The organism is Corynebacterium sp. HMSC04H06 (assembly GCF_001815935.1).
Classification (GTDB): domain Bacteria; phylum Actinomycetota; class Actinomycetes; order Mycobacteriales; family Mycobacteriaceae; genus Corynebacterium.
The window spans coordinates 1-24,428 of the sequence record NZ_KV823422.1; the positions used below are offsets into that span (position 1 = coordinate 1).

23 protein-coding genes and 1 pseudogene are annotated in these 24,428 nt (G+C 65.3%); 8 read left to right on the forward strand and 16 right to left on the reverse strand.

What is annotated here, in order from left to right; translation table 11 throughout:
* Positions 1-175: 175 nt before the first annotated feature.
* The 6 genes and pseudogenes from HMPREF3067_RS05415 to HMPREF3067_RS05440 all read right to left on the reverse strand — a co-directional run bounded on the left by HMPREF3067_RS05415 (position 176) and on the right by HMPREF3067_RS05440 (position 2,756).
* Positions 176-449 (reverse strand): annotated as a pseudogene (locus tag HMPREF3067_RS05415) (muconolactone Delta-isomerase family protein).
* A gap of 110 nt (positions 450-559) precedes the next feature.
* Positions 560-832 (reverse strand): helix-turn-helix domain-containing protein, encoded by a 273-nt coding sequence (locus HMPREF3067_RS05420; protein ID WP_070768712.1) that lies wholly within the window; start codon positions 830-832, stop codon positions 560-562.
* A gap of 127 nt (positions 833-959) precedes the next feature.
* Positions 960-1,415, reverse strand: coding sequence for a hypothetical protein (locus HMPREF3067_RS05425; RefSeq protein WP_070768713.1), 456 nt, complete (start codon positions 1,413-1,415; stop codon positions 960-962).
* A 55-nt stretch (positions 1,416-1,470) separates the two neighbouring features.
* Positions 1,471-2,034 carry a TetR/AcrR family transcriptional regulator gene (locus HMPREF3067_RS05430; protein WP_070768714.1) on the reverse strand — a complete coding sequence of 188 codons (564 nt, stop codon included), beginning with the start codon at positions 2,032-2,034 and terminating at the stop codon, positions 1,471-1,473.
* A 134-nt stretch (positions 2,035-2,168) separates the two neighbouring features.
* Positions 2,169-2,459, reverse strand: a complete 291-nt coding sequence (locus HMPREF3067_RS05435) for a CBU_0592 family membrane protein (protein ID WP_070768715.1) — start codon at positions 2,457-2,459, stop codon at positions 2,169-2,171.
* Positions 2,460-2,486: 27 nt separating this feature from the next.
* Positions 2,487-2,756 carry a CBU_0592 family membrane protein gene (locus HMPREF3067_RS05440; RefSeq protein ID WP_070768716.1) on the reverse strand — a complete coding sequence of 90 codons (270 nt, stop codon included), beginning with the start codon at positions 2,754-2,756 and terminating at the stop codon, positions 2,487-2,489.
* A gap of 407 nt (positions 2,757-3,163) precedes the next feature.
* Between HMPREF3067_RS05440 and HMPREF3067_RS05445 the strand changes: the two genes are divergently transcribed.
* The 3 genes from HMPREF3067_RS05445 to HMPREF3067_RS05455 are packed head-to-tail and all read left to right on the forward strand — an operon-like array spanning position 3,164 to position 5,850.
* The gene (locus HMPREF3067_RS05445; protein ID WP_083319153.1) at positions 3,164-3,652 is read left to right on the forward strand and encodes a hypothetical protein; all 489 of its coding nucleotides are present in this window, start codon (positions 3,164-3,166) and stop codon (positions 3,650-3,652) included.
* A gap of 2 nt (positions 3,653-3,654) precedes the next feature.
* Positions 3,655-5,148 carry a molybdopterin-dependent oxidoreductase gene (locus HMPREF3067_RS05450; protein ID WP_070768717.1) on the forward strand — a complete coding sequence of 498 codons (1,494 nt, stop codon included), beginning with the start codon at positions 3,655-3,657 and terminating at the stop codon, positions 5,146-5,148.
* Positions 5,149-5,160: 12 nt separating this feature from the next.
* On the forward strand, positions 5,161-5,850 hold the full coding sequence (locus tag HMPREF3067_RS05455; RefSeq protein ID WP_070768718.1) for a hypothetical protein: 690 nt from the start codon (positions 5,161-5,163) through the stop codon (positions 5,848-5,850).
* Here the strand turns inward: HMPREF3067_RS05455 and HMPREF3067_RS05460 are convergent.
* The gene (locus HMPREF3067_RS05460; protein ID WP_070768719.1) at positions 5,847-6,287 is read right to left on the reverse strand and encodes an Lrp/AsnC family transcriptional regulator; all 441 of its coding nucleotides are present in this window, start codon (positions 6,285-6,287) and stop codon (positions 5,847-5,849) included. The genes HMPREF3067_RS05455 and HMPREF3067_RS05460 overlap by 4 nt on opposite strands.
* Positions 6,288-6,421: 134 nt before the next feature.
* Here HMPREF3067_RS05460 and HMPREF3067_RS05465 point away from each other — a divergent pair, with 134 nt between their 5' ends.
* On the forward strand, positions 6,422-7,657 hold the full coding sequence (locus HMPREF3067_RS05465) for an NAD(P)/FAD-dependent oxidoreductase (protein ID WP_070768720.1): 1,236 nt from the start codon (positions 6,422-6,424) through the stop codon (positions 7,655-7,657).
* A 78-nt stretch (positions 7,658-7,735) separates the two neighbouring features.
* Here the strand turns inward: HMPREF3067_RS05465 and HMPREF3067_RS10980 are convergent, their stop codons facing one another.
* The 8 genes from HMPREF3067_RS10980 to HMPREF3067_RS05500 all read right to left on the reverse strand — a co-directional run bounded on the left by HMPREF3067_RS10980 (position 7,736) and on the right by HMPREF3067_RS05500 (position 19,993).
* The gene (locus HMPREF3067_RS10980; protein ID WP_083319154.1) at positions 7,736-9,298 is read right to left on the reverse strand and encodes an alkaline phosphatase; all 1,563 of its coding nucleotides are present in this window, start codon (positions 9,296-9,298) and stop codon (positions 7,736-7,738) included.
* A gap of 254 nt (positions 9,299-9,552) precedes the next feature.
* The gene (locus HMPREF3067_RS05475; protein ID WP_083319155.1) at positions 9,553-10,344 is read right to left on the reverse strand and encodes an arginase family protein; all 792 of its coding nucleotides are present in this window, start codon (positions 10,342-10,344) and stop codon (positions 9,553-9,555) included.
* A gap of 468 nt (positions 10,345-10,812) precedes the next feature.
* Complete coding sequence (locus HMPREF3067_RS05480; RefSeq protein WP_070768722.1) at positions 10,813-12,879, reverse strand: fructose-specific PTS transporter subunit EIIC; 2,067 nt, start codon at positions 12,877-12,879, stop codon at positions 10,813-10,815.
* 119 nt (positions 12,880-12,998) lie between these two features.
* Positions 12,999-13,220, reverse strand: coding sequence for a PLDc N-terminal domain-containing protein (locus HMPREF3067_RS11640; RefSeq protein ID WP_083319156.1), 222 nt, complete (start codon positions 13,218-13,220; stop codon positions 12,999-13,001).
* A 189-nt stretch (positions 13,221-13,409) separates the two neighbouring features.
* A complete protein-coding gene (locus HMPREF3067_RS05485) occupies positions 13,410-14,792 on the reverse strand; it encodes a hypothetical protein (RefSeq protein ID WP_070768723.1) in 1,383 nt (460 codons plus the stop codon).
* A gap of 644 nt (positions 14,793-15,436) precedes the next feature.
* A complete protein-coding gene (locus tag HMPREF3067_RS05490; RefSeq protein WP_371259774.1) occupies positions 15,437-17,266 on the reverse strand; it encodes an amino acid transporter in 1,830 nt (609 codons plus the stop codon).
* A 271-nt stretch (positions 17,267-17,537) separates the two neighbouring features.
* Positions 17,538-18,257, reverse strand: coding sequence for a TIGR03089 family protein (locus tag HMPREF3067_RS05495; RefSeq protein WP_070768725.1), 720 nt, complete (start codon positions 18,255-18,257; stop codon positions 17,538-17,540).
* Positions 18,258-18,349: 92 nt separating this feature from the next.
* Positions 18,350-19,993, reverse strand: a complete 1,644-nt coding sequence (locus tag HMPREF3067_RS05500) for an LCP family protein (RefSeq protein WP_246819244.1) — start codon at positions 19,991-19,993, stop codon at positions 18,350-18,352.
* A gap of 237 nt (positions 19,994-20,230) precedes the next feature.
* Here HMPREF3067_RS05500 and HMPREF3067_RS05505 point away from each other — a divergent pair, with 237 nt between their 5' ends.
* The 3 genes from HMPREF3067_RS05505 to HMPREF3067_RS05515 all read left to right on the forward strand — a co-directional run bounded on the left by HMPREF3067_RS05505 (position 20,231) and on the right by HMPREF3067_RS05515 (position 23,247).
* On the forward strand, positions 20,231-21,127 hold the full coding sequence (locus HMPREF3067_RS05505) for a glycosyltransferase family 2 protein (RefSeq protein ID WP_371259775.1): 897 nt from the start codon (positions 20,231-20,233) through the stop codon (positions 21,125-21,127).
* Positions 21,128-21,298: 171 nt separating this feature from the next.
* On the forward strand, positions 21,299-22,405 hold the full coding sequence (locus HMPREF3067_RS05510; protein ID WP_141759331.1) for a mannose-1-phosphate guanylyltransferase: 1,107 nt from the start codon (positions 21,299-21,301) through the stop codon (positions 22,403-22,405).
* Between the two features lie 593 nt (positions 22,406-22,998).
* A complete protein-coding gene (locus HMPREF3067_RS05515; protein ID WP_210400090.1) occupies positions 22,999-23,247 on the forward strand; it encodes a WhiB family transcriptional regulator in 249 nt (82 codons plus the stop codon).
* Between the two features lie 104 nt (positions 23,248-23,351).
* Here the strand turns inward: HMPREF3067_RS05515 and HMPREF3067_RS05520 are convergent, their stop codons facing one another.
* Positions 23,352-23,819, reverse strand: coding sequence for a metallopeptidase family protein (locus HMPREF3067_RS05520; protein ID WP_070768729.1), 468 nt, complete (start codon positions 23,817-23,819; stop codon positions 23,352-23,354).
* A 94-nt stretch (positions 23,820-23,913) separates the two neighbouring features.
* On the opposite strand from HMPREF3067_RS05520, the gene HMPREF3067_RS05525 reads away from it, so the two are divergent.
* Complete coding sequence (locus HMPREF3067_RS05525; RefSeq protein WP_083319157.1) at positions 23,914-24,366, forward strand: DUF3499 domain-containing protein; 453 nt, start codon at positions 23,914-23,916, stop codon at positions 24,364-24,366.
* Positions 24,367-24,428: the final 62 nt, after the last annotated feature.

Consider the following 24,428-nt stretch of genomic DNA (forward strand, 5'->3'; position numbering starts at 1 on the left):
CCATTCGGCGTGCCTACTCGGCGCGCCTAGGTCGGGCACCGGGACCGCGCACCGGGACCGCGCACCAGGGTGGCGCGCCAGCGTAAGAGCCGAGATGGCGCGCCGAAAACCCACGCCTGGATGGTGCGCCTACGTTGCGCGCCTAGGTGGTGCGCCCGGGAATTAGTAGGCGGAATTAGTAGGCGACGGCGTCGGTGGAGTTGGGGTGCTTCGCCAGCGGGGTGACGTGGATCTTCATGTACTTATACATGGGGAAGCCGGCGAAGATGTCGTGGAGGGCATCGTTGTCGGGGGCGTCGTAGATGGAGTAGTTGGAGTACTCGCCGACCACGCGCCAGATGCCCTTCATCTTGCCGGCGGCACTCCTTTTCGCGGGCCTGGAAATCGGCGACCTCTTCGGGGCTTAGGTGATCCGGGAAGGTGACGTCCATTCGGGCAAGAAACAGCATGGTAGAAAGTCCTTTCCTTGTAGGTTCAGTGGGTAGGTTCAGTGGGTAGGTCCAGTGGGTAGTTCAGGGGTAGGTTGCGGATGGTCTATTTAATTGTCGGGGCCCGCGTGTTAATTGTCGGGGCCCGCGTGCGCGAGGGCACGCGGAAGTTCGTTGCGTGAGCGGATCCCGAGCTTCCGGTAGACCCGCGTCAGGTGGTACTCGACGGTCTTGGTCGACAGGTAAAGCTCCTCGGCGACCTCGCGGTTGCTGGCGCCGTCGGCGACGGCCTTGGCGATCTCCTCCTCCTGCGGGGTCAGCCCGCCGGCGCCGGTGGTGCGCCGCCCCAGGCCGCTGGCGCGGCGCTCCTGGTTACAGCGCTCGACGAATTCAGGCGCGCCCATCGCAGCGTAGACCTCGCCGGCGCGGCCGAAGATCTCGTCGGCGTGGCGCCGCCGGACCAGGCGGCGCAGGATGCGCCCGTACTCAAACAGGATGCGCGACTGGTAAAAGGGCAGGGGCGGGATTCGATCATCTCGACGGCATCGGCGAGCTTTTCAGCCCGGCGGAGGTCTCGCCGCGCTGGATGAGCAGGCCGGCGCGCGGGACGGCCAGTTTGGCGGTAACGGAGAGGATGTCGCTGCCGGCGGCGCGTTCTTCGGCGCGGGAGGTGACCTCTTCGGAGAGGGCGGCATCGCCGGCGTGGAGGAGCTGCTGGGCCCAGATGTCCTCCCAGGGCCAGAACCCGGGCTGGCCGATGTCGACCAGTCGGCCCATCTCGTAGAGCGAGCGCCCGAAGCACACCGCGGCGGGGAAGTCCTTGTTCATGGCGGCCGAGTGCATCTGCGTCATCGCGGACGGGATGCGCTGAATCAGAAACGCGTCCTGGCTCAGCGTCAGCCGGTTGGTGCAGTCGCGCCCCAGCTCCCGGTCGCCGCGGTAGTGCGCGACGATGGACCCGGTCCACAGCAGCACCGGCTCCAGCACCCTAATGCCGAACTGCTCGGCCCGGGACAGGCCCCGCTCGACGATGCCCAGCGCCTTAAGCGCCCGGCCCGATATAGCTTTCGGGCGGGGTCAGCCGGGTGATCGCCAGGTTGATGCGGTCCTCGGTGAACTCGCCCAGCGACATGCTCCGGTGCAGCAGCAGGCCCTCGTAGAAGGCGTCGAGCAGGTAGGTGGTGTGAGCGTCGAAGTATTGGCCCATCACGTTGCGGCAGCCCTGCGTCCACTCCAGCAGGTTCATGCGGTGCAGGGGGCGCCGCAGGGACAGGGTGTAGAGCTCGGTGCCCAGGATTAGCGTCTTGCGGGAAGCCGCGGACGCGATGAGCATCTGGGACAGGGCGGCGCGGGCATCGTCAAGGCTAGCGATGCCGGTGAAATAGGACCCGAAATCCGCCACGGAGCGCTCCGCGAAGATAGAAAAGGTGGCCGCGAGCAGGCCGTCCTTGTCGTTGAAATAATAGGCGATGGAGCCCAAGGACACGTCCGCCTTGTCGGCGACGACGCGCATGGTGGTGCCGGCCACTCCGTTGTGCACGATGGAGTCTAGGGTGGCATCGATAATGCGCAGTCGGGGGCCGTACTGGGGGTTATTCTTGGGCAACCATCGCTCCTCAATGCAGCCGAAACGCGGCCAACAATGAAACAGGCAGCCGCGGCAGAAATCCGTGTGCTAGGGAAAGTATAGTTGCCCACCCTGGACCGGCAAGCAGGGGTCGGGGGGTGGTGGCGTTGAAATTAGGCCTCGTTGCGGCGGGTATCCGGCACGGCCTCGGCGGCCTTGCGCTTGCTGGAAGAGGTGAAAATCTTCCACAGGCCGAATAGGGCGACAATCGCCCAGACGGCCTCGGTGATGAACAGGCCCGGGTTGAACGGGGACAGGGCGGTGTAGACGAAGCCCATCGCGCCCAAGAAGTTCAGGGTCTGGTAGATGGGGGAGGTGGCGGTCAGGACCTTGAAGTTGAGCAGGCCGAAGGCAACGACGAAGCAGATGCCGGCGATGATGCCAATTTCGTAGGAGAGTGCCATGAGGGTATTCCTTTCGTTCGTTGCGGACTAGGCGGTGGCGGACTGGGACTGGTTCTTCCGGCGGTTCAGGAAGATCTTGATGATGCCGTAGAGGCCCAGCAGGGACCAGATGAGCTCGGTCCAGAACACGCCCGCGTTGAACGGGTTGGCGGCAGAGGCGGTCAGGAAGCCGGCGCCGACGAAGTTCAGGATCTGATAGGGGTAATCGTCCGGCGTCCACTTGCCCAAGTTGAGCATCGCGAAGGCGAAGAGCAGGGCGACCGAGGCGATCAGCCCGAAGATGACCATTGCTGACATTGTTCGACGGTCCTTTCAGAATGTGTGCGATATGGGAGCGCGACTAGCCACGCGCAGGAGCGCCCCGCGGGCGCTGCATTTATAGACTCTAAGCTGGGTTTTTAATCCATGCGAAGTCGAACGAGCATACGGTTTTGAACGCTTGATCTAAACCGCAGGTAAATGGGATAGCCCCGCCCTTGAACGTACGATCAATTCAGCGCGTTTGCCCAGCTTAAACTACTTTGGGGTTATGGGCACGGAGGCCAAACATAGCCTCCCGCGCGCCCGTGGGGAAGGACTCAACACCTCCCGCACAATCCGAACGGAACTTTAACCTAACGGACCACGTCACCGGCCGGCGCACACGCGAAGCGCCGCCAGACGAAATCAATAAAGAACAATCTGAACAGAAAAGGAGCCGAGCCGTGTCACAGCAACCGAACCCGGACACCGAGGACATCAAGCTCCACGTCAAACCCGGGAAGACGCGGGCGCCGTTTTTCCGCTATATCCGCATTAACCTGCCGCGCCTGACCAAGGCCGCCATCCTGGTGATCGTGGCGCTTATCGGCGGCTGCGCCTGGGCCGTGCTGTCCAGCGGCTTCGACATCTTCGCCGGCAGCGACATCGCGCTCGGCCTGGTCATCGCCCTGGCCGCCATCTTCCTGGTGCTGGGCCTGGTGACCAAGTGGCGCATCTGGGGCTTTGGCGCCGTCGTGGCCGCCGCCGGCATCCTGGTCTACTTCGGCGGCCTGTTCGGGCACGCGCCGTTCGTGGGCAACGGCGCGGGCGTCTACCTCGCGGCCGGCTGGAACACCATGTTCTTCGCTAGCCTGGCCTACTGCGTTATCTACTGGGCGCTGAACTACGGCGTCCTGGTGGCATACCCGGATACCCAAGGATTTGAGGATTAATCATGCTAGAGGAATTTCCGGTCTGGCTCCGCGTCGAGCACTTCGTCAACATCTTGTTCGTGACGCTGTTTATCCGCAGCGGTATCGAGATCCTAGGCACCTTCCCCAAGCTGCACCGCTCCGTGCACACCCCGCTGGGCGGGCAGTGGGCGCAGTTTTCCATTAAGCAAAAGCGCAAGCGCAAGTACTTCCCGGTTTCCGGCGAGTACGACGACTATTCGCCCGTCATCTCCCTGCCGGGCCACGGCGCCCTGGGGCAGGGCCGCTACTGGCACTTCATCAGCGTGATGGGCTGGGTGCTGCTGATGGTCATCTACTGGGGCCTGCTGCTGGGCACCGGGCAGTGGCGCCGCTACTGGCCGGAGGACTGGGGCGTTTTCGCCCAGGCCTGGGACGATCTCATTCACTACCTGGCCTTCCAGATCCCGCCGGCGATGGACGGCTACCCCTTCAACGCCATCCAGCAGCTGTCCTACGGCTTCGTGGTGCTCATCCTGCCGCTGTGGATGATTATCACCGGCGCCTTCCAGTCGCCGGCCATCAACAACCACTTCCCGCGCATTTCCAAGCTGATGGGCGGGCGCCAGGTCATCCGCACCCTGCACTTCTGGGGCCTCATCGCCTACGTCGTCTTCATTGTCATCCACGTCGCGATGGTGGTGCTGCACGGCTACGGCCACGAGGTCTCCAAGATGGTCTTCGGTCACTCGGAGAACCCGATCGCCGGCGGGGTCATCTTCACCCTGGGCCTGTTCGGCATCATCGCCTTCCACGTCTGGGCCACGAAGACCTCCCTGGAGCGCCCGAAGGTCATCGAGCGCCTGCACAACGTGGTGGTCCGCCCGCTGACCCGCGCGCTGCGCAAGTTGCCCTCGCGCCAGAACAGCTACAGTGATGCCGAGATCACCAAGGCGCCGCACCACCGCGCCTCGGGCATGCCGCCGTCAACGGAGGCCTATATGTCCCTGGTCTGCAATGACTACGAGGACGACTACGTGCTGGAAATCGGCGGGTTCGTCGAAAAGCCCATGCGCCTGACCATGGCGGATATCCGCAAAATCGCCGACGGGTACTCGCAGAACACGGTCCATCACTGCGTGCAGGGCTTTTCCTCGGTGGGCAAGTGGGACGGCGTGCCGCTGTACAAGCTGCTCGACCTGGTCGGCCCGCTGGACGGGGCCAGCGACGTGGTGGTCCACAGCTTCCAGAACATGACCCGCGACGACGACAACTACAACGGTTCCTACTATTACGAGTCCATGCCGATGGAAGAGGCCCGCCAGCCGCAGTCGCTGATCGCCATTGGCTACGACGGCGACGAGATCCCCATCAAGAACGGCGCGCCCATGCGCCTGCGCCTGGAGACCTCCACCGGTTTCCGCTCGGCGAAGTGGCTGGACCGGATCGAGGTGGTCAACCGCTTCGACATCATCGGCAACGGGATGGGCGGCTTCTTTGAGGACACCGATTCCTACGACCGCCTGCAGATGCTCTAAGGAGGACACACCATGTCACGAGCGTTATACCAAGACATTTACCTAAGCCCCGGGCAGCAGCAGCGCGTGCGCGACTACCTCCACGAGGTCGACTTCCACCTGCCGGGCGCGACCCCGGACGACTTCGAGATCAACCCACGCGCCCGCTACCTGGGATATATGTTCCAGGCCGAGGATCTTGAGTCCTTCGGTGTGGGCCTGCAGTGCACCCACCCGGGCATGGAGGACCAGCGCACCTTCATCCGGCTAAGCCGCGGCCAGCTGCTGGGCGAGGACGATGCCCCGCGCCTGCCCGTCAACGACCCGGTCATGGCGCGCGAGGCCATGACCCTGGACCGCTTCTACCGCGCCGAGGACCCGCCGCGGCCCACCGGTGTCAACGCCTATGCCCACGATGCCGGCCTGCCCGGCGCCGACATGGACCTGTCCATGCTGGAGGAGCAGCTGCGCGACATCGTCGCCTTCCATAACGGCGAACCGGTGCCCGGCAACCAGGAGATCCTGGACCTGCGCATCTACTGGGGCACCCTGCTGGCCGGCCGCTACCCGCGGCTGAAGGCCCTGCGGAGCAAGCTCAGTGAGAACCAGGCCGCGCGCCTGGACCGGCTGGAGGCCGATATCACGGCCCTGGCCGACATCCTCGAGGCGCTGGGCCTGCCCACGCTGGAGGATCTCAAGAAGCCGAAGCGCGAGGACGGCTAGCCCGCCCGGTGGTCGAAGACCAGGGAGGTGTTGGTGGAGGCCACCTCGGGGCGCGCGCTGACCACGTCCGAGATGAAATCCCGCAGGCCGGCCGCGCTGGCCAGCTGCACGTGCGCCACAAAGTCCTGGTTACCGGCCACGAAGTAGACGTGGCGCACCGGCTCTAGCTCCAGCAGGTAGTGGTAGAAGTCTCGCAGGGCGCCGCGGGCGCCGGGGTGGAGGCGGATGTGGATGAGCGCCTCCGTGCCCAGCCCCAGGGCCGCCGGGTCCACGTGTGCGGAAAAGCCGGTGATGACCCCGCGCGCGATGAGCGAGTTCAGCCGGCGGTGGGCGGTGGACTCGCTGACGTTGATGCGGTGGGCGAGTTCGGAGATGGGCAGGCGGGCATCGGAAGCCAATTCGCGGCAGATGGCCGCCTCAATCTGATCCAGCTGCATGGGGGTGTTCGTTCTCCGCGGTGGAGGATGCTTGCAAAATGAGGCGGATTCTGGGGGATCCCGCCAATGTGTACCCGCCCACTCTATCCTCCGTAGATGATATAGGCATTCAAATCATCTGTGAGGAGGAGCACATGACTAAGGCTATTGTGGTGGGCGCCGGTATGACCGGCCTGTCGACGGCGTGGTACCTGCAGGAACACGGCTACGACGTGGAAATCGTGGACAAGATCGGGGTCGCCGCCGGCGCGTCCTGGGGCAACGCCGGCTGGCTGGCGCCCGGTAAGACCATCCCGCTGTCCAATTCCAGCCTGTGGGGCTACGGCCCCACCGCGCTGTTCGATAAGGATGCGGCGCTGAGCGTGCCCACCCGCATCGACCCGAAGTTGTGGGCGTTCGTCGCCCAGTTCATGGCCCGGGCCAACCAGCGCTCCTGGGACAAGACCATGGCGGCCCTGACCCCCATCGACAAGGCCGCCCTGGGCGCCTACGACGAGCTCATCGACGGCGGCGTCGACGCCGTGACCCACGAAGGCCCGTTCATCGTCGGCTTCGAAAACGACAACCAGGCCAAGGGCTTTTTGGACGAGGTCGAGGGCGCTATCCGCCACGGCCAGGAGATCCCCTTCGAAAACCTCAGCCACGCCCAGGCCCTGGACTACGCCCCGATGCTCTCGGAGCGCGTCCAGACTGTCTACAAGCTGGGCGGCCAGCGCTACATTGAGCCGCAGTACTTCTGCGAGGCCATCGCAGAGTCCTTCGTGGCCCGCGGTGGCACGATTACCACCGGCGCGGAGGTCACCGACGTCCAGTCCACCCGCAAGCCGGCCATCCAGCTGGCCACCGGTGAGTGGAAGCCCGCCGACGTGGTGGTCATCGCCACCGGGGCCTGGCTGCCGAAGCTGGCCAAGTCCCTGGGCGTGCGCACCATGGTCCAGGCCGGTCGTGGCTATTCCTTCACCGTCAAGCCGGAGCAGGAAGCCAAGCACTCGGTCTACCTCCCGGAGACCCGCGTGGCCTGCACCCCGGCACCTACCCGCGGCCGCTTCCAGATCGCCGGCACCATGGAATTCCGCGGCCCCGACGAGGCCTTCCAGCCCGGCCGCATCGAGTCCATGATCAAGGTCACCGCCCCGATGTTCAAGGGCATCGACTGGGACGACATCCAGGACGAGTGGGTCGGCTCCCGGCCCGTCACCCCGGACGGCCTGCCGCTTATCGGCCAGACCCAGGTGCCCAACGTCTACACCTGCGGCGGCCACGGCATGTGGGGCGTAGTGTTGGGGCCGATTTCCGGCAAGCTGCTGGCTAAGCAGATCGCCACCGGCGTTATCGATCCCATCCTGGATCCGTTCGACCCGCTGCGCTAAGCCCAGCACTTAAGCACGCAAAAGCGCATAAAAAATTCCCATCACCTCCAACGAGGCGATGGGAATTTTTAAAAAAACTTAAGCCAGGCCGATCTGGCGCAGCAGCTTCTGAATGGGGGAGAAGTCGATCTTCAGGATGCCGGCTGCCTGGGCGGCGGCGAAGATGGCGCCGAAGATGGCGGCCACGATGCCCGCGCCCGCCAGGCCGGAGGCGGCGTTGGAGCTGCCCTGGGAGGAACCAGTGTTGTCGTCCCGGTTGTCATCACCCGGCTGCTCGGAGTCATTCGACCACCAGGTCTTCATGGCCAGCTGAGCGACGTCGGTGTTATCGATGTAGTCGCCGCGGACCGGGTCGGTACCCTTGACGTGGGACATGATGTCCTCGGAGCCAGCGCCCTTGAAGAAGAACGGAACCAGCTGGTTGGTGTGCTCGTCGGAGTACCACTGGTGGCTCGGCAGGGACTCGGCGTCGCCGGCCATCTTGTTGAAACGGCCCTCGTCCGGCTCGTTCTCACCGGACAGGTAGCCGGTCTCGTGGTCAGCGGTGACGATCAGCAGGGTCTCTTCCCAGTTGGAATTCTCCTCGACCCACTTGATGGCGGCGTCGACGGAGGCGTTGAAGTCCTGCATCTCCTCGATCTCACGGGCGGACTGGTTGGCGTGGCCGGTCCAGTCGATGGCGCCGCCCTCAATCATCACGGAGAAGCCGTCAGCGTCCTGACCCAGGGCGTTCAGGGCGCCGGTGGTCATGGTCGGCAGGTCAACCACGTCGTTTTGCGGATCGGAGTACGGGGCGGTGCCTTCGCCGGAGCGGGACTGCTGCAGGGTGGAGTGGACCGGAGCCAGGCCCCAGTACTTCTTGCCCTCTTCCACGTTGCCCTCGGCCAGGCTGGCGAAGCCGTCGTTGGAGTCGAAGTACTCCCAGTCGGTCTCACCCTCGGCCAGGCGGTTGTAGTCGGCTTCGTCGATGTAGCCGAAGGAACCGGTCTGCGTCGGCTGGTTGTCATCGGTGAAGAACGGGTGGCCAGCGCCCATGACCACGGACAGGTCCGAGTCGATCATGTCCTTGGCGATCTCGCCGTAGGCGTTGCGGTCCTGGTTGTGGGCGGCGAAGGCGGCCGGGGTGGCGTGGGAGAACGGCACGGAGGAAACCACGCCGGCGGACTTGCCCTGCTCGATGGCGGTCTCCTGGAAGTTCTTCTGGGCCATCCCGTAGTTGGACATACCTAGGATGCCGTTTTCGACCTTCACGCCAGTGGCCATGGCGGTACCCGCCGCGGCCGAGTCGGTGATGATGCCTTCCTGCACGTACTCGTGGGTGGCCCAGGCCTGGGACGGATCGTAGGATCCGCCCTGGGAGTAGGTGGACATGGACAGACGGTTGAAGTCCTCGTAGGACTGGACGGACTCGCCGTCCAGCTCCTGCGGGCCGGCCTCACTGAATTCGCCGTCGACCAGGTACTTGGACTGGCCGGTTTCATACAGGTTGTTGTAGGCGACGTGGCCATAGCCCATGCCGTCACCGATCATGTAGATGATGTTCTTCGGGCCGTTGGATTCCTGGGCGGTGGCCGGGGCAACGCCCGCGGCGATCAGGGAAGCAGCAACGGCCACGGAGCCGGCGCGCAGAGAAAAACGCATGAGAAGGGTCCTTCACTTAGACGAGATAGAGAGACAAGATGAGACAACGTACGGGCGGTGGTGGCCTGCATCCCCATGCTGCGCCAAGGGCAGCGTTATGGTTTTGACAGGTCGGCCACAGCCGCACGTGAAGAAACTCTAAACTCCGAACATCTCGGGACGATGACAGTAAAGGAAACTTCGCGTTAACTCTCGCGGGCACACCCCGCGCCGGGGTGCGCCCAGGGGAAAGCCCCGGAGACAACCGTCAGGCGCTAGCCGGCCGGTACCTGCTCGACGAGCGCGGCGGCGCGGGCGACCTCGGCGCGCTGGTGCTCGTAGAGCTCGTCCACGCCCTTGGTGTCCAGGTTCGCCGCGTGCGGGTCCCCGAAGCCGGACTCGCGGCCGGTCAGCTCCTCGATAACCCCCAGCCCGCAGATGGGCAGGTAGTACGGGCTGTAGCCGCCCTCCTGGAGGAAGGCGATCCGGCCGCCGCAGAGGGCATCGGCAGCCGCCAGCAGCCGGCGGGTAAGCGCCTTGAAGCCGCGCTGGGTGACCATCATCTGCGCCAGGGGATCCATGATGGCGGCATCAAAGCCGCTGGCCACCACGATAAGTTCCGGCCGAAAGCGCTCGAGCGCAGGCACCACCACGTCCGCGAACGCTAGATCGTAGACCGCGTTGCCGCTGCCCGGCGGCAGGGGAATATTCAGCGCCGCGCCCTGACCTGCGCCGGTGCCGTTGTGCTCGCGGTGCCAGGAGCGTGGCGGGAAGTTGTTGTGCTGGTGGATGGAGATGGTCAGCACCTCCGGGTTGTCCCACCAGATGTCCTGGGTGCCGTTGCCGTGGTGGACGTCCCAGTCCACTACCGCCACGCTTTTAACACCCAGCGTCTGTCGCGCGTGCGCGATCGCCACGGAGGCGTTCCCGAACAGGCAAAAGCCCATTCCGCGGGCGCGCTCGGCGTGATGACCCGGCGGGTTGACCAGCCCGTAGGCCGTATCCACCTCGCCGGTGACCACGGCCTCCACCGTGCGGATGGCCCCGCCGGCGGCTAGGCGCGCGATGTCGAACCCACCCCGGCCGAACGGGCTGGCGCCGTCGCCGGCGTCGCCCCCCGCGCAGCAGCTGCGACTGCCGTTTCATCTCCGCGATGTGCTCGCGGGTGTGCACCCGTGCAAGCTCGTCTTCGTTCGCGTACCGCGCCGGCAGCGGCGTCACTCGGTTCGACAGGGAATGGAGCCCCCTAAACCGGAGTTATCTTTCTCCCATGAGTCTGAATAACAAGGAACGCTAGGCCGCTGCGGCGGAGATTGCGGAGAACCTGCGGCGGGCGAGCATTGATGAGCCGGCGCTGCAGGCCATGACCGGGTTGCCGGATGGGCGCTTTGCGGCGGCGCTGAACGTGACTGCGGCGTGCGACCCGGCGGATGTCTGGTGGGGGCGGGCTCAGGAATGACAAAAGCGGCCGAGGGCTGGATGGTGGATCCGGTCCTCGGCCGCTGTTTTCTGCGCCCGGCAGGGTCGTGCGGTGGTTAGGCCACTGCCTCTTCGACGAGGGCGACGACGGCGCGGCGGTCCGCGGCGGCGAAGAGCTTATCGCGGAAGTCCTGCTTCATCAGGCTGCGCGCCAGCTTGGACAGCAGCTTGAGGTGCTGCTTGCCGGCATCGTCGGGCACGGCGATGAGGAAGACTAGGCGGGAGGGCTCTTCGTCCGCGGCCCAGGGGATGCCGGGCTCGTCTAGGCGGGCAAAGGCCAGGGTCGGGGCGGCCACGCCGGCCACGCGGGCGTGCGGGATGGCCACGGCGTTGCCCACGGAGGTCGAGTGCTTGGCCTCCCGGGCGACGGCGGCGTCCACTACGGCATCCGCGTCGGTGATGCGCCCGCTTGTGGCTGCGGCGGCGACGAGCTCACGGATGACGTCGTCGCGGCTGGAGACGGTATCCGGATCCAGCAGCACCACCGAAGGGTCGATGAGCGTGCTAGGAGTCGTGGCGGTCGCCGTAGTGCTTTTGGTGGCCGTGGCGGCACCCGCGGCGCCGGCTGGGACCGCGGCACCCGTGGTTTCGGTGCCGGGCTGGGCGCTGTTGGCATCGGTGGAATCGGCGGTGTCGGCGTTGGTGTTCTGTGCCTCTTCGGCGGCGGGGTTCTTCCTCTGGGTGAGCCCCACCAGGACCAGGATGAGGATGGTCGTGGCGGCCACGCCAGCGGCCATGGCGATGAAGAAGCCGACGACGTTGTCCACCGCGCCCAGCAGGGCGACGATGGGGCCGCCGTGCATGACGTGGTCGGCCGCGCCGAAGGCACCGGCCAGGGCGCCGGCGATGGCGCCGCCGACGACGTTGGCCGGAATGACCTGCAGCGGGCGGGCCGCGGCCAGAGGGATGGCGCCTTCGGTGATACCGAAGAAGCCCATGAACAGTGCGGCGATGCCGGAGTCGCGCTCCGCCTTGGTAAACCAAGCGCGGCGGATGAGCGTGGCCAGCCCCACGGCCAGCGGCGGGACGGCGATGGCGGCCGCGGCCATGCCCATCGGCAGCGCGTTACCGGAGGCGATCATGCCGCCGCCGAAGAGGAAGGCGGTCTTGTTGAAGGGCCCGCCCATGTCGAAGGCCATCATGGCGCCGATGATGGCACCCAGCACCAGCATCGAGGCGCCTTGCATGCCCGCGAGGTACTCGGTCAGCGCGGCGAAAACGCTGGCAATCGGGGCGCCGATGAGCCAGATGAAGGCCAGGCCCACGGTGAGCGTGGTCAGGATCGGGATGACGATGATGGGCCAGATGGGCGCGATGAACTTGTGGACCGGGATCTTCCTAATTCCCAGGGCCACGTAGCCGGACAAGATACCGGTGACGATGCCGCCCAAGAAGCCGGCGCCGGCCTCCGAGCCGTAGAGGGAACCGGTGGTGGCGATAAAGCCCGTAATCAGGCCCGGAGCAAGCCCTGGCCGGTCCGCGATGCCGACGGCGATATAGCCGGAAAGCACCGGTACCATCAGGGAAAACGCCAGGGTACCCAGCTCAGAGATGGTGAACCAGAAGGAACCCTCCGGGATGGCCAGGCCCTCCGGGGTGGGCGTGCCGCCGATGGACAGGGCCACAGCCAGCAGCAGACCGCCCGTGACCACGAACGGGATCATGTGGCTGACACCGTTCATCAGGGCCTTGTACATAGTCTGGCCCACGCCGGCGATGCCGGAGGATGAGGACGTGGCGCCTTCGTCCTGGCCGGGCTGGTCGGCCTGCTGTTTTTGCAGCTGGCGGTCGGTGAAGGTGTTGGCCTCCAGGGACTGTCGCAGCAGCTCATTCGGGCGCTTGATGGCGTCGTCGACGCCGGTGGCCAGCAGGCGCTTGCCTACGAAGCGCTCCTTGTTGATGACGGTATCGGCGCCGATGAGGATGGCATCGGCAGCCTCAATATCAGCGGGGGTAAATGCACCCTCGACGCCGATGGAACCGTGCGTTTCGACCTGGAGATCGAAACCTAATTCTTGCGCGGCCGCGGTGAGATTCTCGGCCGCCATATACGTGTGCGCGATGCCCGTGGGGCAGGCGGTGATCGCCAGGATGCGCGGCGGGTTCTTAGTGTTATCGGACATGGAACCAATTTTATGGCCCCAGGCGAGCCGGGCCAAGACAATTGGGAAGAAAACAAAAAGCGCCGCCCAGTCTGCGACACCTCAGTGAGATGTCAGGCAGACCGGGCTGTGGGCCTAATTTAGCGTTGCGGGCCGGCTGAGTGACCGCGGGGAAAACGGCGGAGGACTAGCCACAGCAAGAAGCCCAGCAGCGGTAACCCGAACTGGACAAGGCACCAAAGAATAGTCCGAACGCTAGAACTTCTTTGTCGTCTCTCCCAAAGGAAGACGACAACAGTGAGGGCGATACAAATGAGGGGGAGGACAATCCACAAGAGGTCATAAAGAATTGGGATCTCCATTAGCTATCTCGACCTCCAATTCAATCTTGTCCCAAAAATCAATCTGGTCCCAAAAAGAAAACTCCCTTGGTTGCGCTAGAAGGAATCACATTCCCAATGCGCTGCCAAGGGAGTTTATAGCATCACCGCTTTAGCCGATGAGCAGTTAGTCCCATGTAGTTCCTCTGACCCGAAGGAACTTAGTGGTCTTTAGTACAGGCCGCTGTGCTTCTTGCCGAAGTCGTTGGTGCCAACCTTGCGGGAGTCAACGTTCTGGTCGTTGCCCTTGGAGTTGTCACCGTCCAGGCGGGAGGTCTGGGTAACGGTAATGTAGTTCTTCAGGCGGCCTTCCTTGGTGTTGCCGTCGCCAAAGTCCAAGAACGCCAGCTCCTGCTTGTCACCCTTGTTGATCGGGTTGGACAGGTTGACCTCGAAGGAGCGGGTGGAGGTCTTCTCATCGAAGCCCAGGTCGCGGATGTGAGCACCGTTGGTGGAGCGCGGGGTGATCAGACGGTCAACGCCCTCCGGGCCCTCTTCGGTCTTGACATCGACGCGGAACTGAACGGCCGGGAAATCACCGTAGTAGCGCTTGGAACCAACGTTCTCAGCGCCGACGGCGACGGTGCCGGCGAAGCCAGCGTGCTTAGCGCCGGAGGTCTTGATGAACGGCTTCAGGTCCAGCTCGGAGTCTTCCTCGGCGGCCTCGCCCTTGTCGACCTCTTCCTGCTTCTTCTTGTCAGCAGCCTCTTCCTTGTCGCCCTCAGCCTCGGAAGCAACCTCTTCCTCAACCGGCTTCTCGTTCTCGGCGATAACCTCGGCGTCAGCCTTCGGGTCCTTGTCTTCCTCAACAACCTTCGGGTCGTTGACGTCGGTGGTGTTCTGAGCGTCCTTGTTCGGAGCGAAGGAGTCAGCCAGGTCGTCGTACAGCTTGACGCGGACCTCGTTCTTGACCGGCTGCAGAGCGGACCAGAAGGTCGGGGTGGACCAGGTGCCGTTCGGCTTGCAGTACTGCTGGGTACCGGTCATGTTCAGGACGCGGAAGCCGTAGGTGGCCTCACCGGTGTGGTTCGGCGGAACATCGTACGGGCCAATGGTCTGGCCAGCGTCCCAGGACAGGGAGTAGGACGCGGAAGCACCGATCTTGGTGGCGATGGAGTGGGAGATACCCACGGAGGACTCGCCGCCATCCTTGGAGTAGCCGCCACCCAGGTTCATGGAGGTGGTGGAGGTGCGGTCACCGTTGATCTCCACGTTGATGGACTGAGACTTGGACAGGTCCTGGCTGAGCGGGATGTCCTTCTTGGTCTGGTTGGTGGTGGAGATGGTGCCGGCCGGCATGAAGGTGTCGGTGGCCTTGTAGACCACGGTGCGGTGGTCTTCCCACGGGTTGCAGACCGGGCGCGGGTTCAGCACGTTGGCCTTCATGTGGTCGGAGCCGTGGGTGGTGTGGATGATCGGCAGCTTCGGGTTCAGCGCCGGGGTCTCCGGGTAGGACTCGGTCTGGGTAGCGGCACCGGCGACCGGGGCGGTCAGGGCGGTACCCGCAACGATGATGCCAGCGGTCAGGCCGGCAAAACGACGACGGATATTCATAAAGAAAAATCTCCTGAAGTAGGGGATGGTTTTTGACAGTACGACACGCATTCCTCAAGACGTGATGCAATCCAACGTAAAGGCCGCTGGAAAGAACCGCAATAGTCAGATGTCTAGACAAAGGATTGGTTTTGAGGATCGGACAGCCGGCCCATCCTTTGTTGAGTTTTTTCTGCAGATTTGCTGGCTACGGCGGGATAAATCATTATCCACTTAGGGTTAAAAAGTGTATATAACAAAAATTTCGAGCAAGATCTGACACCTTTGGGTGGGGGTGGGACGGGGGTAAAAAATCAGGAAATTCTCAGGCATTGCCGGACGGTAAACGTTGTTAAAAAGCGTTATTGAGCTGGAGCTTGCCTGGCGTAGGGGATTGGATCCGGTTTTTGTTTACGCGTCAAGTTAACTAGAGGTTAACTACACCACTCCGGTTAGTCTGGCCTTCATTGATGGATGGGAAGTGATAAAAAATGTGCAATCATGGGGCTAGCTGGGCACTGGGACAGTTGTTTCGGGGTGTTTCGCCCGTCGCACGCTGCCGGCTGCCGCGAGTGCTGGGGCTTTGTTGCGGCTTTGCTGCCCTGTGCGGCCCTGAGCAGGTGGGGCGGGGTTGGGTGCGGTGAAGTCGGCTGTGTGCCGCCTGCTTAAGCCACGTGCACGCTGGGGCTGGGCTGGCCGGTGTCCAGGCTTGTCCGGCGCAGGATCTCCCGGGTGACGGTGGCGACCTGGCCGCGGCCCAGGAAGACGGTGCGCAGGGCAGCCTTGAGGGGGCCGTCGTCGGCCCATTCGAAGTAGACCTCCACCGGCTTGCCGGTGCGCCGTTGGATGTCCAGGGCGATAACGGCCACCGCGTTGGAGACCGAGGCGGCCTCGACCACCAAGGCGCCGTCCACACCGCGCACGGCGTAGGGCTCGGCGAAGGCGCTAGGATCGCGCACGGAAATCTCCAGCGCCACGATGTTAGCGGTGCCGGCCAGGTGGTGGGCGCGGCAAACGCGCTGCTTCTTGGTACTCAGGTCGGGGCAGGGAGCTGCCGGCATCAGCTGGATGTTAGGTCCCGGGGCCTCGAGCAACTCTAGGGCGGCTGCGTCCCAGGAGGTACCGTTGTCACGCAGCTCATAGGAGCGCACGGCGCGGGAGGCCAGCGAGCTCAAGACGATGGCCACGATGAAGAAGCCGGCCACGCGCAGGCCGTCGGGGCGCTCCACGAGGTTGGCGGCCAGGGTCAGCCCCAGAACCACCGCGATGGCGGCGTACCAGGCCTTGGCGCGCGCCGTGCAAGTAACCGCCACGGCGCCGGAGAAAATCACCACCAGCACGCCGGTGGCATAGGCCCCCGACTGCTTGTCCACGTCCGCGTCGAAGAGGCACGTAATGCCGATGGCGATAACGCTGAGCAACAGCACCATCGGCCGGGAGCGCTTGGCCCACTCCGGGGCCATGCCGAACCGCGGCAGGTACTTCGGGATCAAAGCGAGCATGCCCGACATCGCCGACGCACCGGCGAACCACAGGATGGCCGTGGTGACGTATCCATAGAACTGCCCGAAGGAGGCCCCGAGGTAGTGCTCGGCCAGCCAGGCCAGCGCCCGCCCGTCAGCGCTGCCGCCGGCGCCGAACTGGTCGGCGGGGATAAGCGTGGTCACCAGCAGGGAGGAGGTCAGCAGGTACAGGCTCATAATCACCGCGCTGGTGGTCACCAGCCGGCGGGCCCGCCTGATGCGCTGCGGCAGGGACTGCGAGCGGATAAGCGGCATGACGGACACGCCCGTCTCAAAACCGGACAGCCCCAGGGCGAGCTTCGGAAAAACAATCAGGCACAGCACGGCTATGCCCACCGGGTGCGGGTGCTGGGGGTGGAGGGTAGCGGCCCAGTCGCCCAGGAGGACCGGGTGGGTGGCCAGCTGCCACAGCCCGGCGGAGATTACCACCAGGGTCAGCGAGAGGTAGGTGACGACCAGAGCCACGGCCACACCGACGGCCTCACGGAAGCCGACCAGGAAGACCACGGTCAGGGCGCACACCAGCGCGATGGTTACGGGAAGCTGGTGCGGGCTGTCGGTGGCGCCGAGCAGGTGCGCGGAGGCATCGGAGGCCGAAAGCGTGATGGTGACCATGAAGTCCGTGGCGGCAAATCCCAACAGCACCAGCACGAGCAGCTTGCCCCACCAGCCGTGGGTGAGGGCCTCCATCATCGCGATAGAACCCAGCCCGTGCGGCGAGCGCGCCGCCACGCGCCGGTAGACCGGCACCGCCCCGGCCAGGGTGACGACCACGAGGATGAGGGTGGCGGCCGGGGCCAGCGCGCCGGCGGCCAGCACCGCGATGCCGGGCTGGTAGCCCAGCGTGGAGAAATAGTCCACCCCGGACAGGCACATCACCTGCCACCACGGGTAGGTGCGCTCGGGAATGGGTTGCGAGGAAAAATTATCCCTCCGCACTGGCTTGTGCGGGCGGGGAAGATGCATTGCCATGAAGAAGAAATATACGCCGCGCACGGGAGAAGAAAAGCCCCGCGCCGGTGGTATATATCACTGCTTTGCAAGCGGGAGTCCGCCGCCTCAGGGGCTGAAGGCATGAAGTTGCCCCTCCGCCTGCTCGGGGGGGTGATAGGCAGAGGGGCAACGGGTGCGAGGTGGGGCGGCCGGAACGCTCGGGGGTGATGTTCCGGCGCCACACTGCCTCGCAATTACGATACTAACGTAGGTCGGCAAAGAATGCACGCCCGAAGCAAAAACTTTTTTGTTATCGCAGCTCAGTGGCCCTTTCGTTCGCCCGGATTTCCTCTAAACGGCTGTCATCTGCTAGGCCCGAAACCACTACCGCGGATCCGCCCAGTGCCAACGGCTCCAAGACGTTCGCGCGGAAGCTGGCCCAATCGCGCCAACCGGTGCTCAGCACACGGGGTCCGCCGTGGCCGCTGTGAGCCTGGCCGGCGTGGCCCGCGGGACTGTCAGGGTTGGCTGCGGCAGCGTCAGTTAGCACGAGCTCGGGCAGGGCAGTGGTCGGCTCGAAGTACTGGTCGCCGTAGAAACGGACCGTGGGTCCGAAGTCGATGGCGCCCAGCGGCAGCGTGCCGCCGGATTCGACCACGCCGCGGCCGAAAGGATCCTCGGTGACCAGGACGACGTCGCGGCCCGGATAATCCTCGAAGCGCTCCGGGCTGGTGAAGACCACCTGCGCGGTCTCGGAGCCGGCGCTAGCGCTGGTGGACAGTTGGACGTCGATGTCGCGGGCCAGGGCGCCGAGGCAGATGACGGCGGCCTGCCAGCTGACCGGCAGGTTCACGGCGATGGTGTCGCCGGGTTCCAAGTCGAGCTCCTCGGCCAGCATGTTGGCGATCTTCGCCACCCAGTTCTGCAGGGTCTGGGCGGAAAAGTCGAGGCGGGCGCCGGTGGCCTCCGTGTAGACGGTAATGCGCGGGGCGGCCGGATCCTGGTCCAGCAAAGCTTTGAGGAAATCCATGGCACCCCATGGTAGGCAAAAGCCGCCCGCCACGGCGCTGGGGCGGTGGCAGGCGGCGGTGCCGGCTGTGTGTCGGCGGTGTGGTTGTGTGGCTAGTTCACGCAGCGCGGGCCGTTGCCGCCGGCGTCGATCTCCGGGGAGACCTCGGCGGTGCCGAAGTCGCCGCCCGGGGTGCCGACGGGGGCATCGGCGTTCGCGTCGGCCTCGCCTGCCGGGCCCTGGGCCTCCTCGTCGGAGGGGCCGGAGTACTCGTCGGCGGTGACCACGATGAGGGTGGAATCATCCAAGCTCTCGTTGACGGTGATGGGCAGGCCGCCGAGCTTCTCCGCCAGGGCCTTGGCCTTCTCATCATTGGCATCGGCGGCGACCACCTGGGACTCGGCGTAGACCCCCGGCTGCGCGTTCGAGGTGCGCGCCACAGTGTAGCCCTCGCCCTCCAGGAAGGAGCCCACGCCGCCGGCCAGGCCGGAGACCGAACCGGCATTAAGGACGTGGACCTCGACGCCGTCGACGTGGGCCGGGGCATCGCCCGCGCCCGCGGCGTCGCCGGAGTCCTTGGCCGGGGCCTCTTCCTTGTCTTTTTGCTCCTGGCTGCGGGCCAGGTCGTCCATGAACTTGTGGACCTCGGCCACGTCGATGGTGATAATCGACTCGCCGTAGTCGCCCGTGCCGTCCACGGAAGTGACCGGGATGGTGTTGAAGGTGACGTTGCCGCCGGCCAGATCGGCCAGCTGCGTGGCGAAGCTCATCACGTCCCAGTTTTCATCGATGACGACGGAGCGCTCCACCGCTTCGGAGATCTTGCCCAGTTTGGACGGGTTGGTCAGGGTGCCGGCGTCCAGCAGCTTGTTGACCAGGGAGGCCATGAAGGCCTGCTGGCGGGTGATCCGGTCCAGGTCGCCGCGGGGCAGGCCGTAGCGTTGGCGGACAAAGGCCAGGGCGTCGGCGCCGTGCAGGGTCTGCTCGCCGGCGGGGAACTTGGCGCCGGACATCTCATCATCGACCGGCTCGTTCAGGCAGACGTCCACGCCGCCGACGGCCTCGGTCAGCAGGACGAAGCCCAGCAGGCCGATCTCCGCGTAGTGATCGATCTCGATGCCGGTGAGATCCCGGACCTCCTCCAGCAAGGCGGCGCGGCCGGCCTCGACGCCCTTTTGCTCGATCTCCTTGGCGTCGTGCGGGGCGGACTTGCCGGCGGCCTCGGCCTCGTCGTTTTCGGCCTGCAGCTGGTCCGTCATCGCGCCCTTGTGCGCGGCGTAGACGCCGTTGATCTTCATGTTGCCGTGCTCGTCGTCGGAGATATACGTATCGCGCGGGATGGACACGGCGGAGGCTCGCGAGCCGTCGTTGGGCACACGGATGACCATGATGGTGTCGGTGTTTTCTTCGCCCTCGTCGACGCCGGCGTGGAGCTTTTCCAGCTCCTTGTCGCTCAAACGGTTGCCGTGGGCGTCCGAGCGCGAATCGGAGCCGACCAGCAGGATATCCACGGCGCCGTCCGCGGCGTCCTTATCTTTAAATCCGCCCCCGCCGCCGAGCTGCAGGTTGGACACCGAAGACAGGTCCCCGCCCAGGCGGCCAATGGTGGTATAACCGATGCCGCTGATAACCAGCACTACCACCGACAGGATGGTCAGCACGGTCTTCAGCGCTGTGGACCCAGTCTGGGCGGTCTGCGGACCGCGCGTGGGGGCGGGCTGAATATCGCGCACGGGACGGGCGGGTTCTTTGTTCACAAGTTCGACTTCCGTTGGACTGCTGGTAGCGAGGGGTACTGGAACTGGGAAATGATAGCACTCAGTTTAGGCGAGATCGGGTAAATCCCCGAAAGCCGGCCGCGCCTTCAGCGCCCTTTACGCTTTCTTGGCGGGGTTGTGGCGGGGCCGAAGCTTCCCCGGCCTGGCAGTCGGAGCTGGGCGTGCCGGGTCGTGTCGCGTGCGAGCCGGCCAGGCGGGGTCGGTAGTGTGGAAGCCATTGTGACTACTCAGAACCAAACCCCGCTGGCCGTGGTGACTGTGACGTACTCGCCCGGCGCTTTTCTGGCGGACTTCCTGGATTCGCTGGCCGGGGCCTGCAGCCGGCCCACCCACGTCGTGCTGGCTGACAACGGCTCCACCGACGGCGTGCCGGAGGCGGCCGCGCGCGAGCGCGACGACGTCGACTTCGTGCCGACCGGCGGCAACCTGGGCTACGGCGGCGGTATGAACGCCGGCGTCAAGGCGCTGGAGAAGCTGCGTGCGGCCGGTGAGATCGACCCGGACTGGGTGCTGCTGTCCAATCCGGACGTGGCCTTTTCGCCCGGCTCCATCGATGCCCTCCTAGCCTGCGCCCGGGCCTGGGACCGGGTGGGGTCGGTGGGACCGCGCATCGTTGAGCCAGACGGCAGCAACTACCCCTCGGCGCGCGCGGTGCCGGACCTGCTGACCGGGGTTGGCCACGCGGTCTTTTCCGATATCTGGCCGTCCAACCCGTGGTCGGCGCGCTACCGGGCGGGCGAGGACATGGCCCGCCAGCGCGAGGCCGGCTGGCTGTCCGGTTCCTGCCTCCTAGTCAGCTGGGAGGCCTTCGCAGCCGTCGGCGGCTTCGACGAGCGCTACTTCATGTATCTGGAGGACGTGGACCTGGGCGACCGCCTGGCGCGCGCCGGCTACCGTAACGTCTTCTGCCCGGAGGCGGTCATCACGCACGCCCAGGGGCATTCCACCAAGGCGCACTCGGCGGCCATGCTGCGCGCCCACCACGACTCCGCTTATCGCTTCCAGGCGGACCGGCACCCCGCGGCGTGGCAAGCGCCCCTGCGCTGGCTGCTGCGGGCGGGGCTACGTCTGCGCGCCGGGCTGGCTGTGGCGAAAGGTACAGACAAAGTTTAGTGGCGCCTTTATCGGCGTTGTGCCTGCTAGGTCGTGGTCACACCCCGGCGAGCGGTGTCGGCGGCCGAGGAAAATGGCGGCGGGACGCGCGTGGCGAGGCGCGGCGGCTGGGGCCCGGGCTCTACAATCGGGTGAGAATATTATTAACTAAACCAAAGAAAGATGGATTCTATGGCCGAGCACGAGACTGCCGCAGCAGACAATCTGGGCGCGGTTACTGATGCCGTGATCCTCGTCGGTGGACGCGGCACCCGCCTGCGCCCCTTGACCATCGGCACGCCCAAGCCCATGCTGCCGACGGCCAACTATCCCTTCCTGCAGCACCTGCTGGCGCGCATCCAGGCCGCCGGCATCACCCACGTCATCATGTCGACCTCCTACAAGGCCGAGGTCTTCGAGGAATACTTCGGTGACGGTTCTGAGCTGGGCCTGGAGATCGAATACGTCGTCGAGGAAGAAGCCCTGGGCACCGGCGGCGGCATCCGCAACGTCTACGACCACCTGTGGCACGACACCGCCATGGTCTTCAATGGCGACGTGCTCTCCGGCATGGATCTCAACTCCATCCTGGAAACCCACCACTCCAAGGGCGCGGACCTGACCATGCACCTGCTCAAGGTCGCCGATCCGCGTGCCTTCGGCTGCGTGCCCACCGACGCCGATGGGCAGGTCACCGCCTTCCTAGAAAAGACGGAGGATCCGCCGACCAACCAGATCAACGCCGGCTGCTACGTCTTCGACAAGGAGCTTATCGCCACCATCCCGGCCGGCCGCGTGGTCTCCGTCGAGCGCGAGACCTTCCCTCAGGTCCTCGAGGCCGGACGCAAGGTCATCGGGCATGTGGACAACTCCTACTGGCGCGACATGGGCCGCCCGGACGACTTTGTGCGCGGTTCCTCCGACCTGGTCCGCGGGATCGCGCCGTCGCCGCTGCTGGCAGGCCGCACCGGCGAGGCCATCGTGGATGATTCCGCCGGCGTGGCCGGGGGAGCGCTCCTTTTGTCCGGTACCTCCGTGGGGCGCGGCTCCGAGGTCGGCGCCGGCTCCCGCCTAGACGGCACCGTGGTCTTCGACGGCGTGACCATCGAACCGGGCGCAGTGATTACGAACTCCATCATCGCTTCCGGCGCGCACATCGGCGCCAACACGCACATCGACGGCTGCGTCATCGGCGAGGGCGCCCAGATCGGAGCCCGCTGCGAGCTGGAAGGCGGCATGCGCATCTTTCCGGGCGTTGTCATCCCGGACCGTGGCGTCCGCTTCTCCTCCGACGCCTAAACCTGCCTGGCGGGCCACCGGCTGGTTGCCCGCTTTGCGCTGCCGATGCCGGCTGCCACCCGCAGCCCCCCATCACCACGGTCGCCTCGGACTGCCGATGCCACCTGCGCTGGCGGCGCTCCCTGCACTGTTTGGGCCGCCCGCGCGGCTAGGTTGCCGGGCTGCCCGGGCCGGGTGGGCGGGCTGAGCAGCCAGGACTGCCTGGTCCGTGGCCGCCAGGAGCAAAAACCTGGCAAAAGGGTAGCGACACGCCGGGGATTCCTGTGAATTGTGAACAGGGATCGGGGTGACCCCTATATGTAGTACCCCCGCCATCTCCCCCGGGGAAGTCGCGTCTGTGATCTGTGTGAAGAATGTGAATAGTGACGTGGGGTTTCGGGATCTTTTCGCTAATTTAGCTCCCGACGGGTTGACGATATTTAGTGATACAGTGTGAAATAACAACAGTGTAAGAAACCACTTGGCGCGGCCCCCGGGCTGGCTAAGGCTGACTGAACTGACTGAACTTTTAACTACTGCAAACTACGGAGGAAGGACGAGGCGTGAAAGACATGGCTAACGGCGCCATTCCCCGTGGCGGTGCTGCTGCAGAGATGTCCATCGACGAGCTTTTCGGAGCGGTCGAGCAAGAATGGCAAGACCAGGCGCTGTGCGCGCAAACCGATCCGGAGGCATTCTTCCCGGAAAAGGGAGGCTCCACTCGGGAAGCGAAGCGAATCTGCCAGGCCTGCGCCGTACGGGATGAATGCTTGGAATACGCGCTCGAACACGACGAGCGCTTTGGCATCTGGGGTGGCCTCTCCGACCGCGAACGCCGCCGCCTGAAGCGAGAAATCAGCTAACTAACCTGGCCTGTCCGTCGCGGGTAGCTACCCGCTCCCAGCCTGCCGGGCTGGGATTTTTGAGATCTTGGGGCGCTTTTTAGGCCGGTGCGCGCCCGCGCCGGCTACCAGCTAAACCGCGGGTCGATGTCCTGCGGGCTGAGGTTCAAGTAATTGGCCACCAGGGAGGTCAGCACGGTGGACAGGAGTTCGCTGCGCTCCTCGCGGGTAGCGCAGCGGGCCTCGATGGGCATGCGGAAAATCACCAGCCGCGAGCGCGTCGGCCGGCCCTTGGCATCCACGCCGGCCGGCACGATCCGCCCCAGGGGTACGGGTCCGTCCGCGACGATTTCGTCGGGCAGCACCGTCATGTCGGCGCGCAGGCGCATCCGCGGGACGGTATCGACGGCCAGGTCCAGGGTGGTCAGCTGATCGGCGAAGGCGTTCTGGATGGGTGCGTAGGCCTCCAGCACGGCCATGTCGAAGCTCTGAGCGCGCGTGCGAAAGCGCGGCGTCTGCTGCGGCAACAGGGGGCCGCGCTGGCCGCGGCCGTGGCGGTTGCGGCGGACGGAAAGCGGCGGGGTAGTGGGCATGAGGCTTACTCTAGGACGCCGTGCGGCGGATTTTTCCGGGGCGCGCCGGTAGGGGACTGTCTAAATGACTACTTGAGGTCTAGACTGTGTGGCTGTGACTGAATTTCGACGTTGTTCCCGCCCCGGCTGCGGCCGTGAAGCCGTGGCTACGTTGACTTACGCCTACGCCGAGCAGACCGCCGTAGTCGGCCCGCTCGTGGAAGAAGAAGACCCACACTCCTGGGACCTGTGCGCCGAGCACGCCGAGCGCATCACCGCCCCGCAGGGCTGGGAGATGCTGCGCGTCGACCAGGTAGACATCGAGGACGACGACGATCTCCTGGCCCTAGCCGAGGCCGTCCGCGAGGGCGGACGCGTGACCACCGGGCTGGTCGAAGGCGGCGAGCCCGGCTCCGGCGCGGACCCCATCGACTACGCGCCCACCTTCGACGGCGCCGATCCGGCTCGCTCCAACCACCCGGTCTTCCGTACCCGCCGCGTGGCCACCGCCAAGCAGCAGCGCCGCGCCCACCTGTCCGTGGTCCCGGACCCGGGCAGCAACAGCTAGCCTCCCGTTGCCTGTGAGTTAGCTACCAGTAACCCGTGGGGAGCCCGGCCCGTGACTCAACC